Origin of the sequence: Geodermatophilus sp. FMUSA9-8 (assembly GCF_037034165.1) — a bacterium.
GTDB lineage: Bacteria > Actinomycetota > Actinomycetes > Mycobacteriales > Geodermatophilaceae > Geodermatophilus > Geodermatophilus nigrescens.
Genome location: NZ_JBAGKE010000001.1, coordinates 423,737 through 435,258, shown reverse-complemented (window position 1 = coordinate 435,258; position 11,522 = coordinate 423,737). Strand labels below are relative to the sequence as shown.

Below are 11,522 nucleotides of genomic sequence, written 5' to 3'. Positions count from 1 at the left end.
ACCCCTCCGAGCCCCGCGAGGCCCCCGATGAGCGCCCCCGAGCTGGACGTCGACCCGTGGCAGGTCCGCGAGCCGCGCGTGGACCCCGAGACGCTCGACGTCACCGAGTCCCTGTTCACCCTCACCAACGGCTACGTCGGCACCCGCGGCACCCTCGACGAGGTCGAGCCGCACGGCAGCCGCGGCACCTACCTGTCCGGCGTCTTCGAGACCCACCCGCTGTCCTATCCCGAGGGCGGCTACGGGCACCCGGAGGAGGGCCAGGCGCTCATCCCGGTCGCCGACGGCACGCCGCTGCGGCTGCTCGTCGACGGCGTGCCCCTCGACGTCCGGGAGGCCCGGCCGGAGGTGCACGAGCGCACGCTGGACCTGCGCGCGGGCACCCTCGACCGCCGGGTCCGCTGGGCGACGGCGTCGGGCACGACGGTGGAGGTCACCTCCCGCCGGCTGGTGTCCCTCGCCGAGCGGGCCGTCTGCGCGGTGCGCTACGAGGTGCGCGCCGTCGACGGGCCCGCGCACGTCGTCGTGCGCTCCGAGCTGGTCGACGGCGAGGTGACGCCCACCGGCGTGGACAACGACGACCCGCGGGTCGGGGAGGTGCTGCGCGACGCCTTCAGGCCGCTCATGCGCGACACCACCGGCCGCGGCGGCGCGCTCGCCGCGCGGACGCGGCGCTCGGGCATCACCGTCGCGGCCGCGGTGGGCCACGTGGTGGAGGGCGGCCGCGTCGACGGCGGGACCGACCGGCGGCAGGCGGTCACCACGGTGACCGCCGACCTCCGGGCGGGGGAGTGCGTGACGGTCGTCAAGGCCATCGCCCACACCTGGTCGCTGGACGCCACGGCCGACTCCCTGGTCGGGCAGGCCGAGGCGGCCATCGACTCGGCGCTCGACCTCGGCTGGGACGGGCTGCTCGCCGCGCAGCGCGCCGCGCTCGACGACCTGTGGGACAGCGCCGACGTCGAGGTCGACGGCGACCCGGAGCTGCAGCAGGCGCTGCGCTACGCCGTCTTCCAGCTCACCTGCTCGGCCGCGTGCATCTCCGGGGCGCCGATCGGCGCCAAGGGACTGACCGGCATCGGCTACAGCGGGCACACCTTCTGGGACGTCGAGGGCTTCGTGCTGCCGGCGCTCACGCTGCTGCGGCCGGGGTCGGCCGAGCGGCTGCTGCGCTGGCGCGCGAGCACCCTCGACCTCGCCCGCGAGCGGGCGCGGGTGCTGGGGCTCGCGGGCGCGTCCTTCCCCTGGCGCACCATCGACGGGCGCGAGACGTCGGCGTACTGGCCCGCGAGCACCGCCGCGATGCACGTCAACGCCGACGTCTCCCGCGCCTTCTGGCTGTTCCGCAACGTCACCGGCCGCGACCACGACGGCCTCGGTGGGCTGGCGGTGCTGGTGGAGACGGCGCGGCTGTGGATGTCGCTCGGCCACGAGGACGCCGCCGGCGGCTGGCACCTGTTCGGCCTGACCGGCCCGGACGAGTACACCGGCGTCGTCGACGACAACGTCTTCACCAACCTCATGGCCAAGCGCAACCTGCTCCGCGCGGCCGAGGAGTGCGCCCGCCTGGAGACCCGGGCCGCCGAGCTCGGCGTCGACCACGCCGAGACCGCCGCGTGGCGCGCGGCGGCCGCGGCGGTGCACGTCCCGTGGGACGAGGGGCTGCGCGTGCACCCGAGCAACCAGAACTTCACCGCCTACCGGGAGTGGCCGTTCGAGGACGTGCCCGAGGACACCCCGGTGCAGGAGTACGCGCACTACGCGACCTTCTACCGGCGGCAGGTGGTCAAGCAGGCCGACCTCGTCCAGGCGCTGTGGTGGTGCCGCGAGGACTTCACCGCCGAGCAGGTGGCCCGCGACGTCGACTACTACGAGGCGCGCACCGTGCGGGACTCCTCGCTGTCCGCCGCCGTGCAGGCCGTCGGCTGCGCCGCGGCGCAGCACCCCGACCTGGCGCTGCGCTACCTGCGCGAGTCGGCGCTGGTCGACCTGCGGGACGTGCAGGGCGACACCGCCAAGGGCCTGCACATGGCCTCGGTCGCCGGCACGTGGCTCGCCCTCACCGCCGGGCTCGGCGGCCTGCGGGAGGACGGCGCGGAGCTCGAGCTAACGCCGCTGCTGCCGTCGTCGCTGTCGCGCACCGCGTGGTCGGTGACCTGGCGCGGCCGGCAGCTGCGGGTGGAGACCACGCGGGAGGGCACCACCGTGACGCTCGTGCGCGGCGAGGGGCCGGTGACCGTCGTCGTCGACGGCCGCCCGCTGGAGGTGACGGCGCAGGCGCCGGCGACCGCCCCGCTGCGCGCCCCCGACCCGCTGCTCGCCGAGCCGCGGCAGCCTGCCCACCGGGAGCCCCGGGTCTGAGCCGCGTCAGCCGGGTGCGTCCGCCCCGGCGGCCGTCAGCCGGTCGAGCACCTCGAACCACGCGGCCCGGACGGCGGCCGGGTGGTCCCCCACCATGGCGCCGAGCCGGCCGGGCGCGGGTGCCCGGCCGCTGACGACGCCGTCGAAGGCCAGCCCGACGACGAGGGCGGCGATCTCGGCGTCGGGGAGGCCGGCGTCGACCAGGGGCTGCAGGAGCCAACGTCGGCGGGCCGGGGAGACGCTCACGACGGGGGTTCGTCTCCGCCCCCGGTCGCGGATGCGGGCAGTGGCGGGCGCCACGGTCCGGCCCGGCCCCTCCGGGTGAGACGGCCGGACCCGGAGGTGCGGCGGGACGCGGGCGGTGCCGATGGCGGGAGGGTGACCGCGACGACGCCGCTCCCGGCCTCCTTCGGCTGGACCGAGGAGCTGGCCCGCCTGCGGGACCGCCCCGACACCCTGCGCCTGGTGTTCCAGCCCATCGTCGACGTCGCCCGCGGCGTGGTGGCCGGCTACGAGGCGCTGGCGCGGTTCACCGCCGCCGACGGGTCGCCGAGCGCCGCGACGCCCGACCGCTGGTTCGCCGCGGCCGACGCCGCCGGCATCGGCGCCCGCGCGAGGGCCATGGTGGTGGAACGCTGCCTGCAGCTGCGGCACGAGCTGCCCCCGAACTGCTTCCTGACCGTCAACGTCAGCCCGCACCTGCTGACCGACCCGGCGCTCGCCGACCTGCTGCTGGGCGCCGGGGACCTGACCCCGCTGGTGCTCGAGTTCACCGAGCACCAGGACGTGGCCGACCTGCGGCCGCTGCTCGACCTCCGGGACCGGCTGCGCGACCGGGGCGCGCTCGTCGCCCTCGACGACGCGGGCTCGGGCTACTCCGGCCTGCAGCAGCTGACCGCCGTCCGGCCGCAGCTGATCAAGCTCGACCGCGCGCTGGTGGCCGGCGCCGACACCGACGACGTGAAGCTCGCGCTCGCCCAGCTGCTGGGGGAGTTCGGCGGCCGCATCGACGCCTGGCTGCTGGCCGAGGGCATCGAGACGTGGGCCGAGATGGAGGCCTTCGCCCGGCTCGGCGTCCCGCTGGCCCAGGGGTACCTGCTCGGCCGCCCGGCCGAGCCGTGGGCCGTCCTCGACCCGGAGGTCGGGGAGCGACTGCGCCGGTCGGCGCTGCGCGGGCGCCTCGTCGAGCACGTCGCCAGCCTGGTCGAGCCGGCCGAGCGGGTCGCCGAGGGCGCGACACCGGTCGGGGCCGGCAGCGCCGTGCGGGTCGACCGGTTCGGCCACCCCACCGGCCTGCTGCTCGCCCATCGCCGCGACGGCGACCCCGCCGGTCACCGCGAGGCGCCGGTCAGCCTGCGCGTGCCGGCCTCCACCGCGGTCGCCGAGGTGGCGCAGCGCGTCGTCACCCGGCCCGAGGCCAGCCGGTTCGACCCGGTCGTCGTCGTCGACGACGTCGGCGCCGTCACCGGTCTGGTGCGCGTCGAGTCCCTGCTGTCCCGTCTGGCCGAGACGCAGCCGCGCGCCTGACGCACCGAGACCCCCCCGACGCGGACCGACCGCGGCGGGTCGTGCACTCCCCGAGCTCTCCCCGATCCGGAGGTCCACCCATGAAGAGCTTCGCCTGCGGCGACGTCGTCCCCGGCTGCGGCCGCTCGTTCACCGCCGCCGACGAGTCCGGCATCCTCGCCCAGGTCGCCGGCCACGCGGCCGCCGAGCACGGGCTGACGGACGTGCCGCCCGCGCTGGTCGAGCAGGTCCGCGCGCGCATCGTCCCGGCCTGACGGCCCGTCCTCCCGGGCCCGCTCACAGCGCGGCGATCGAGCGGGCGAGCCACTCCGCGAGGAGCGCCCGCTCGGCGCCGGTGAGCTCCGGCAGGTCGGGGAGCTCGTCGCCGCTCAGCGCTGAGCGGCCGGCCGCAGCTCCGGTGCGGCGTCGGCGAGGAACTCCTCCAGCGACCGTGCCGGCCGGCCGGTCACCCGCTCGACCGTGTCGGTGACGGCGGCGAAGACCCCGGCCCGCACGCGGTCGAAGGTCAGTGCGGTGAGGTCCCGCTCGAAGCCCTCGAGGCCGGCGAGAGCCTCCTCGGCCGGGACGTCGCGGTGGGTGACCGGATGCCCGGTGGCGCGGGTGAGCAGCTCCGCCGTGCGCGGCAGCGAGACCGCCTCCGGGCCGGTGATCTCGTGCACCGCGCCGTCGTGGCCCGAGTCCAGCAGGGCGGCGGCCGCCACCGCGGCGATGTCGCGGGCGTCGACCCACGCGACCCGCGCGCCGGCGCTGGGGAAGGGGAGGTCGCCGCCGGCGACCGCGTCGCGGTAGAAGCGCCGGTCGGTGAGGACCTGCATGAACCAGCTCGGCCGCAGCACCGTCCAGCTGTGTCCGCTCTCGCGCACCGCCCGCTCCCCGGTGGGCGACCACCCGTCGGGACCCACCTGGTCGGCCGCCTGCTCCGACAGCAGCACGACGTGCGTGCCGTCCGCCAGGGTCGCCATCAGGTCCGTGAGCAGGCCGGGGGCGTCGGCGCGGTCGGGCCGGACGACGTACACCGCGTCGACGCCGGCCGTCGCGGCCGGCCAGCCCGACGGGTCGTCCCACGAGAAGGCGGTGGGCCGCACGCCGTCGAGGGTCACCGTCGACGGGTCGCTGCTGCCGCCGAGCACCTCCACGCCCCGGGCGGCGAGCAGCCCCGCCAGCGGCACGCCGGTCTTGCCGCGGACCCCGGTCACCAGCACACGCGTCACGTCGTATCCCCAATCGCTTGAGTGCATAAAGTACCCGTGCCACCATCGAAGCACGGACACTTGATCGCCTCAAGTAGTCTCGGGGGGTGCCCGACAGCCCCGTCCCGCTCGACCGGCAGCTGTGGGACCTGGTCCACGCCCACGACGCCGCCTGGGACCGGGCGGCCCGCACGGCCGGCCTGAGCGCGGCCCAGGCCTGCCTGCTCGACGCGCTGACCGACGGCGGCCGGTCGATGGGCGAGCTCGCCGAGCTGCTGCTGTGCGACGCCTCGAACGTCACCCAGCTGGTCGCGCGGCTGGAGGCCGGCGGGCTGGTGGCGCGCCGGGCCGACGCCGACGACCGGCGGGTCAAGCGAGTGACGATCACCCCGGCCGGCCGCCGGGTGCGCCGCGCCGTCCGGCGGGCCTTCGACTTCGCCGACGATCGGCTCGGCCGGCTCACCGAGGCGGAGCGGCTCCGGCTGTCGGGCCTGCTGGGCAAGCTGCTCGCCCCGCCGTCCTGACGGCGGCGTGGCCCCGTGCTCAGGCCGGCGCGGGGAACAGCTCGCGGCCGCAGACGGGGCAGGCCCACTCGGCCTCGGGGCCGGGCACCAGCACGCAGCCGCCGAGGACCACCTCCCCGCGCTCGGCCGCGGCGAGGTCCTCCGGCGAGGGCAGACCGACCACGAGCGGGACGCCCCGCGGAGAGTCCGGGCAGGCGGGGCAGCGGGGGGCGCGGCGGCTCACGGTCGCGATGGTGGGGCTTCCTCCCGACAGGACCGCCGCGCCGCGGCCGCGTGGCCGGTCGCCGTCACCCGACGGAGGGACGGTCCTCCGCCGGTGGCCGGACGACGAGCGCGGCGCCGTCGGCGGCGAGGGACTCCTCCACGTCGCGCAGGACGAGCAGGCCCTCGGCGTCGGTCGAGCGCACGTCCCGCAGGTCCACGAGCACGCGCCGGTGGCCGTCGCGGACCAGCGTCTCCACCGTGCCGCGCAGCAGGTCGGCGCCCTGCGCGGTCAGGTCGCCGGTCACGCGGACGGCGCCCAGGCGGACGTTGACGACCTCGGTCGTGGTGGCTCGGCTCATGCTCCCAGCCTGACAGCGCCGGGCCGCCGGTCGGGCCCGCGAGCGCAGAACGTCACGGGGTCGTCATCCGCCGGTGGCCTCACCGCGGGGGAGCGGCGAGCAGCGGGCCGTAGTCCTCCGCGGTGAGCGGCCGGTCGGTCAGCTCCCCGGTGGGCAGCGGCGCCTCCAGCGGCTCGCCGTCGCGGGTGAGCCGGACGGCCTCGACGCCGGACAGGCTGGTGGCGGTCAGCACGATCTGCGCGACGGCCAGCCGGCTCTCCTCGCCGTCGGGCACCTCGCCGGGGCCGGTCAGGTCGACGGTGGCCGTGCCGTCCTCGACCGCCGTCACCGTGAGCCGGGTGCCCGGCGGAAGCACGGTCGTGAGGGCCGCGGCCCGCTCGCCGGCGTCGGGCCCGGCCGCGAGCCGGCCGAGCAGGTCGTCGAGGCGGGCGGGCAGGTCGGCGCCGGACACCGGCCGCTCGCGCGGCGTCAGCAGGTCGCCGGGCCCGAGGAGGTGGATGCGCGCCCCGTCGTCCCCCGTGGGTGCGGTCTCCGCCGCCGGCGGCGTGCCCGACGCCGACAGCAGCCCGTAGGGCACCTCGGCGTCGGGGATGGCCTCGGCCGCGCCGCCGGGCAGGCCGCAGCCGGTGAGCAGGACGACGCCGACGGCGACGGCGAGTCCCGCGGACCTGCGGGCGGCGCGCCTCACGCCGGCCCCGCGGGCAGCGACAGGCTCATCCGGGCGCCCCCGAGTGGGCTGCCCGAGCACCACGCGGCGCCCCCGTGCCGGGCGGCGACGTCGGCCACGATGGCCAGGCCGAGGCCCGCCCCGGGCAGCGACCCGCGGGCCGCGCGCGGGCCGCGGGCGAAGCGCTCGAACACCCGCTCGCGGTCCTCCGGCGGGATGCCGGGTCCCGCGTCGTCGACGGTGAGGACGACGCTGGCGCCGCGGCGGGCCACCCGCACGGCTCGGGCGCCGCCCGCGTGCCGGTCGGCGTTGTCCAGCAGGTTGCGCACCGCCCGCTCCAGCCACGCCTTGTCGCCGCGCACCACGGTGTCCTCCTCCGGGTCGGTCTCCAGCAGGCCCGCCGGGCGCCCGCTCGCGGCCAGCACCTCGCGCACCAGGCCGCCGAGCGCCACCGGCTCGTCGCCGCCGGCGCCGGGGTCGTTGTCGAGCCGGACGAGCTGCAGCAGGTCGTCGAGCGTGGCCCGGAAGCGGGCCAGCTGCTGCTCGACGAGCGTCAGCGCCTGCCGCGAGCGGTCGTCGAGGTCGCCGCGCCGGGCGCCCATCACCTCGACGGCCGTGGTCAGGCTGGTCAGCGGGCTGCGCAGCTCGTGGCTCACGTCGCCGACGAACCGGGCGTCGCGGTCGATGCGGGCCGCGAGCGCGTCGACCATGGTGTTGAAGCTGCCGACGATGGCCACGAGGTCGGGGTCGTCGGTGGCCGGCAGGCGGGTGGTGAGCTCACCGGCGGCGATGCGGGTGGCCGCGCCGGCCACCTGGTCGAGCGGCTGCACCACGCGCCGGCTGGCCCACAGGCCCACCCCGGCGCCGGCGGCGCTCGCCGCGAGGGCGGCCGCGCCGAGCACCCACCCGAGCGTGGTGAGCACCGACCGCAGCTCGCCGAGCGGGGCGACCTCGTAGACGTCCAGGTCCGCCCCGGCGACGGGGACGCCCACCACCAGTCGCGGCCCGGCCGCCGAGTCGACCCGCTCCCGGCCCGCCGAGCCGGATTCCACGATCGCGCGCAGCCCCGCCGGCACGTCCCGCGCGCCCACCTCCAGGCTCGTCGAGTACCAGGAGTCGCCGCGGCGCACGACGACGTCGCCGCCCTCGGTGGACAGCTCCGCGAGGACGTCGTCGACGCCGGTGCCCGCGGTGGCCAGCCGGCTGCGCAGGAAGTCGGCGTCGACGAACGCGGCGGCCGTGGCGGCGCTCTCGCGCTGGTCGAGGAGGTACCCGCGGGCGAGCAGGAACGTCGACCCGGCGAGGACGGCGGACACGAGCAGCGCGCCCAGGCCGAAGGCGGCGGCGACGCGGGCGCGCAGGCCGGTGGGCCGCGGCCCTGCCCTCACTGGGGGTCCAGCCGGTACCCCAGGCCCCGGACGGTCACGACGACGCGCGGGGCGCCGGGGTCGAGCTCGACCTTCGTGCGCAGCCGGCGGATGTGGACGTCGACGAGCCGCTCGTCGCCGAAGAAGCCGTGCTGCCACACCCGCTCGAGCAGCTCGGCCCGGCTGAGCACCCGCCCGGGCACGGAGGCGAGCTCGCACAGCAGCCGGAACTCCGTGACGGTCAGCGGGAGCGGGCGCTCGCCGCGCGACACCGTGCCGGCGGCCGGCCGCAGGACCAGCGGCTCGTCCGGGTGCCGGTCCAGGACCACCTCGCGCCGCCGGCCGGCGTCGGCGGGGGTGCCGCCCGCGCGGCGGCGCAGCGCCCGCAGCCGCGCGGTGATCTCCTTGACCGCGAACGGCTTGGTCACGTAGTCGTCGGCGCCGGCCTCGAGCGCCGCGACGATGTCGTGGGTGTCGGCCCGCGCGCTCACCACGATGATCGGCAGGTCGTGTGCCCGCCGGACGTGGCGGACGACGGTGTAGCCGTCGGTGCGGCCGAGCATCAGGTCCAGGACCATCACGTCGGGCGGGTCGCGGTCGACGAGCGCGCAGGCCCGGTCGCCGTCGACGGCCTCGTCCACGGTGTAGCCCTCGTCCTCCAGGGCCCACCGGAGGGCGGTGCGGATGGGGTCGTCGTCCTCGACGAGGAGCAGGCGCGGCGACACGCCCGTCCATGCTGCCACCCCGGCGCCCGCCGGCCGGCGGTGCCCGCGGATCGTCACGGGACCGCAAAGCTCCCGCACCGCGGACCGCAACGCGCCGTGGGCAGGGTGGCGGGTGCACGCCGACCGCGCCGGACGGGGGAGCCCATGACCAGCGGAGTACCCGCGGGGGAGGACGACGAGGTCGTCGTCGTGCTCGACCCGGAGGTGCTCGCCGACGGCCTGGCCGACGCCCGCTGGCTGCTGCACGACGCGCTGCTGCGCGGCGCCCGGCGGATCGTCGTCGACCTCGCCCGGGTCGACTCCCTCGCCAGCCCGGCCCTCGCCACGTTCCTGTGGGCGCACCGGATCTGCCGCGCCCGGGGCGGCGGGGTCGTGTTGCGGGGCGCCGACGGGCGGACCTCGGACATGCTGCGCCGGACCGGCCTGTGGCGGGTGCTGCAGGTGCAGGGCGGCCGGGGCCGGCGGGGCGGGGTGCGCGGGCGGGGCGCGCCGGTGTCCTGACCCGGACACGACGGCGGCCGGGCCCCGAGGGACCCGGCCGCGGAGGGGAGGGGGAGGGGTCAGCGCACCGAGCGGGAGCGGGAGCCGGCGATGCCCTCGGCGACGCCGATCAGCAGCACCGCGGCGATCACGGCGACGACGAAGCCGAGGACGTTGAGCTCGAAGACGTCGCCGGTGCCCAGCAGGTTGGCGATCGTGCCGCCGATGACGGAGCCGGCGAGGCCCAGCAGCAGGGTGGCGAGGATGCCGAGCCGCTGGCGGCCGGGCGTGACGAGGCGGGCGAGGGCGCCGATGACGAGGCCGGCGACGAGGAAACCGATCATGGCCGGGGCGGGTACCTGCCGGCCCGGGGCGGGGAACGGCCCGTCACGGGACCGTCATGTGGCCCCCGGACACGCGACGGGCGCCGGCCCCCGAGGGGAGCCGGCGCCCGTCGCGCAGGGGTGTGTCGGGCCTACTTGAAGGCGTCCTTGATCTTCTCGCCGGCCTGCTTGAGGTTCCCCTTCGCCTGCTGGCCCTGACCCTCGGCCTGCAGGTCGCGGTCGCCCGTCGCGTTGCCCACGGTCTCCTTGCCGCGGCCGGCCAGCTCGTCCACCTTGTTGCTGATCTTGTCGTCGTTGCTCATGTACCGGGGGTACCCGGGGCCCGCGGCGGCACCCGTGCCGTCACGGGACCGTCATGTGCCGCTCAGCGGCCGGCGCGGTCGCGGTAGCGGGCCGCCCGCTTCGCCGCGGCCTCGCGGCGCCGCCGGCGGTCGCGCTCCTCGCGCTCCTCCCACCGGGCCTCGCGGATGGCGCCCGCGGTGCCGACGGGGTAGCCGGCCTTGACCACGCGGTTCTCGGTGGCCTCGACCATGTAGGCGAGGGAGTAGACGAGGCCGAGGGCGACGCCGCCGCCGGCGACGGCGACGCGCAATCCCCACGGGGCCGGGAGCACCACCATCACCAGGGCGATCGGCACGGCCATCTGCACGAGGCTCCGCACGACGTGGCGCGCCCACCAGGTGCCGGTGGTGGTGTCGTGCAGCACCCAGCCGCGGGAGCGCGCGGGAAGCCCGCCGCCGAGGGCGTACCAGAGCCAGCGGTGCGGGGCGGGCCGGACGACCGGCTCGCCGGAGGTGCGGGGCGCGGTCACGACGCGGCCGCCGTCCCGAGGGCCTGCTGCGACGCGGCGATGACGCGGGCGAGCGCGCCGTGCAGTGCGGTGAGCTCCTCCAGCGGCATCCCGAGGCGCTCGACGATCCCCCCGGGGATCCGCTCCGCCTGCTCGCGCAGCTCCCGGCCGCGGTCGGTCAGGGTGAGGGCGAGGGTGCGCTGGTCGCCCGGGTCGCGTTCGCGGCGCAGCAGGCCGGCGGCCTCGAGCCGCTTGAGCAGCGGGGAGAGCGTGCCCGGGTCGAGCTGGAGCAGCCCGGACAGCCGGGTCGCCGACAGGGACCCGTGCTGCCACAGCGCCAGCATCACGAGGTACTGGGGGTGGGTGAGCCCCATCGGCTCCAGCACGGGGCGGTAGACGGCGACGACGTTGCGCGCGGCCACCGACAGGGCAAAGCAGACCTGGCGGTCGAGGGCCAGCACGTCCTCGGGGAGCGCGGGGGACCCGGCGGCTGTCATGCCTCCACGGTAGGCGCTTGGTGCCCCAATGGTTGGTGTACCAACGAGTCGTCGGTCACGTCCGGGGACGGACGGGGTTCGCCATCTCGAGGAGCACGTCGGCGTGGCACGGCTCGTCGACCGGGCACCAGCAGGCGAGGGAGCGGCCGCGCAGCAGCCGGCGGGCCTGCTCGCGGTGTGCCTCGCCGGCCCAGCGGCGGTACCACTCGACGGCGGTGGCCCGGTCGGGGCAGCGGACGACGCGGGCGCCGTCGTCGGAGAGGCCCGGCTCGCGGTGCGTGGGCACCGGCCAGGCCGCCGGGTCGGAGGGGTCGCCGGCGGGGAACAGGTAGGTCTCGCCGACGCGGAACGGGTTGCCCCAGCGGGAGGGGCGCGCGACGACCACGGTGCCGGCCGGCTTGCGCCAGCCGCGCGCCCGGGACAGCTGCACACGACGCGGTGCGGTCATGCGTCCATGCTGGTCAGGAGGACTGACAGGTCCGGGTGC

17 protein-coding genes are annotated in these 11,522 nt (G+C 77.3%); 5 read left to right on the top strand and 12 right to left on the bottom strand.

Annotated features, from left to right (window positions below; all coding sequences use genetic code 11):
* The first annotated feature begins 27 nt into the window (after positions 1–27).
* Positions 28–2,361, top strand: a complete 2,334-nt coding sequence (locus WA616_RS02110) for a glycoside hydrolase family 65 protein (protein ID WP_336026887.1) — start codon at positions 28–30, stop codon at positions 2,359–2,361.
* Between the two features lie 6 nt (positions 2,362–2,367).
* Here the strand turns inward: WA616_RS02110 and WA616_RS02105 are convergent, their stop codons facing one another.
* A complete protein-coding gene (locus WA616_RS02105) occupies positions 2,368–2,607 on the bottom strand; it encodes a hypothetical protein (RefSeq protein WP_336026885.1) in 240 nt (79 codons plus the stop codon).
* 132 nt (positions 2,608–2,739) lie between these two features.
* Here WA616_RS02105 and WA616_RS02100 point away from each other — a divergent pair, with 132 nt between their 5' ends.
* Together WA616_RS02100 and WA616_RS02095 are read left to right on the top strand one after the other, a co-directional pair.
* Positions 2,740–3,888, top strand: coding sequence for an EAL domain-containing protein (locus tag WA616_RS02100; RefSeq protein ID WP_336026883.1), 1,149 nt, complete (start codon positions 2,740–2,742; stop codon positions 3,886–3,888).
* An 80-nt stretch (positions 3,889–3,968) separates the two neighbouring features.
* Complete coding sequence (locus tag WA616_RS02095; protein ID WP_336026881.1) at positions 3,969–4,142, top strand: DUF1059 domain-containing protein; 174 nt, start codon at positions 3,969–3,971, stop codon at positions 4,140–4,142.
* 114 nt (positions 4,143–4,256) lie between these two features.
* On the opposite strand, the gene WA616_RS02090 is transcribed toward WA616_RS02095, so the two are convergent.
* Entirely contained in the window at positions 4,257–5,099 is an 843-nt protein-coding gene (locus WA616_RS02090) for an NmrA family NAD(P)-binding protein (protein ID WP_336026879.1), read from the bottom strand.
* A gap of 86 nt (positions 5,100–5,185) precedes the next feature.
* Here WA616_RS02090 and WA616_RS02085 point away from each other — a divergent pair, with 86 nt between their 5' ends.
* Positions 5,186–5,602, top strand: coding sequence for a MarR family winged helix-turn-helix transcriptional regulator (locus tag WA616_RS02085; protein ID WP_336026878.1), 417 nt, complete (start codon positions 5,186–5,188; stop codon positions 5,600–5,602).
* A gap of 19 nt (positions 5,603–5,621) precedes the next feature.
* Here the strand turns inward: WA616_RS02085 and WA616_RS02080 are convergent, their stop codons facing one another.
* The 5 genes from WA616_RS02080 to WA616_RS02060 form a co-directional block, all read right to left on the bottom strand.
* A complete protein-coding gene (locus WA616_RS02080) occupies positions 5,622–5,825 on the bottom strand; it encodes a hypothetical protein (protein WP_336026876.1) in 204 nt (67 codons plus the stop codon).
* Between the two features lie 64 nt (positions 5,826–5,889).
* Positions 5,890–6,165, bottom strand: a complete 276-nt coding sequence (locus WA616_RS02075) for an STAS domain-containing protein (protein WP_336026874.1) — start codon at positions 6,163–6,165, stop codon at positions 5,890–5,892.
* Between the two features lie 79 nt (positions 6,166–6,244).
* The gene (locus WA616_RS02070; RefSeq protein ID WP_336026873.1) at positions 6,245–6,853 is read right to left on the bottom strand and encodes a GerMN domain-containing protein; all 609 of its coding nucleotides are present in this window, start codon (positions 6,851–6,853) and stop codon (positions 6,245–6,247) included.
* Complete coding sequence (locus WA616_RS02065) at positions 6,850–8,220, bottom strand: sensor histidine kinase (RefSeq protein ID WP_336026872.1); 1,371 nt, start codon at positions 8,218–8,220, stop codon at positions 6,850–6,852. The genes WA616_RS02070 and WA616_RS02065 overlap by 4 nt, the downstream gene beginning before the upstream one ends.
* Entirely contained in the window at positions 8,217–8,924 is a 708-nt protein-coding gene (locus tag WA616_RS02060) for a response regulator transcription factor (RefSeq protein WP_336026871.1), read from the bottom strand. Before WA616_RS02060 ends, WA616_RS02065 begins: the two co-directional genes overlap by 4 nt.
* Positions 8,925–9,068: 144 nt before the next feature.
* Between WA616_RS02060 and WA616_RS02055 the strand changes: the two genes are divergently transcribed.
* Positions 9,069–9,425 (top strand): STAS domain-containing protein, encoded by a 357-nt coding sequence (locus WA616_RS02055; protein ID WP_336026869.1) that lies wholly within the window; start codon positions 9,069–9,071, stop codon positions 9,423–9,425.
* 59 nt (positions 9,426–9,484) lie between these two features.
* Here the strand turns inward: WA616_RS02055 and WA616_RS02050 are convergent, their stop codons facing one another.
* The 5 genes from WA616_RS02050 to WA616_RS02030 form a co-directional block, all read right to left on the bottom strand.
* Positions 9,485–9,748: a GlsB/YeaQ/YmgE family stress response membrane protein gene (locus tag WA616_RS02050; protein ID WP_336026867.1), complete on the bottom strand. Its 264-nt coding sequence runs from the start codon at positions 9,746–9,748 to the stop codon at positions 9,485–9,487.
* A gap of 131 nt (positions 9,749–9,879) precedes the next feature.
* Positions 9,880–10,050 carry a CsbD family protein gene (locus tag WA616_RS02045; RefSeq protein ID WP_073419950.1) on the bottom strand — a complete coding sequence of 57 codons (171 nt, stop codon included), beginning with the start codon at positions 10,048–10,050 and terminating at the stop codon, positions 9,880–9,882.
* A gap of 62 nt (positions 10,051–10,112) precedes the next feature.
* Positions 10,113–10,559, bottom strand: a complete 447-nt coding sequence (locus WA616_RS02040; RefSeq protein WP_336026865.1) for a DUF5313 family protein — start codon at positions 10,557–10,559, stop codon at positions 10,113–10,115.
* Positions 10,556–11,035: a MarR family winged helix-turn-helix transcriptional regulator gene (locus WA616_RS02035; protein WP_336026863.1), complete on the bottom strand. Its 480-nt coding sequence runs from the start codon at positions 11,033–11,035 to the stop codon at positions 10,556–10,558. Before WA616_RS02035 ends, WA616_RS02040 begins: the two co-directional genes overlap by 4 nt.
* A gap of 55 nt (positions 11,036–11,090) precedes the next feature.
* Positions 11,091–11,483 (bottom strand): DUF4326 domain-containing protein, encoded by a 393-nt coding sequence (locus WA616_RS02030; RefSeq protein WP_336026861.1) that lies wholly within the window; start codon positions 11,481–11,483, stop codon positions 11,091–11,093.
* Positions 11,484–11,522: the final 39 nt, after the last annotated feature.

Bases quoted from the DNA above. Each gene is read 5' to 3' on its own strand.
- WA616_RS02110 (WP_336026887.1), top strand. From the start codon at position 28: ATGAGCGCCCCCGAGCTGGACGTCGACCCGTGGCAGGTCCGCGAGCCG.
- WA616_RS02095 (WP_336026881.1), top strand. From the start codon at position 3,969: ATGAAGAGCTTCGCCTGCGGCGACGTCGTCCCCGGCTGCGGCCGCTCG.
- WA616_RS02075 (WP_336026874.1), bottom strand. From the start codon at position 6,165: ATGAGCCGAGCCACCACGACCGAGGTCGTCAACGTCCGCCTGGGCGCC.
- WA616_RS02055 (WP_336026869.1), top strand. From the start codon at position 9,069: ATGACCAGCGGAGTACCCGCGGGGGAGGACGACGAGGTCGTCGTCGTG.
- WA616_RS02050 (WP_336026867.1), bottom strand. From the start codon at position 9,748: ATGATCGGTTTCCTCGTCGCCGGCCTCGTCATCGGCGCCCTCGCCCGC.
- WA616_RS02045 (WP_073419950.1), bottom strand. From the start codon at position 10,050: ATGAGCAACGACGACAAGATCAGCAACAAGGTGGACGAGCTGGCCGGC.
- WA616_RS02035 (WP_336026863.1), bottom strand. From the start codon at position 11,035: ATGACAGCCGCCGGGTCCCCCGCGCTCCCCGAGGACGTGCTGGCCCTC.
- WA616_RS02030 (WP_336026861.1), bottom strand. From the start codon at position 11,483: ATGACCGCACCGCGTCGTGTGCAGCTGTCCCGGGCGCGCGGCTGGCGC.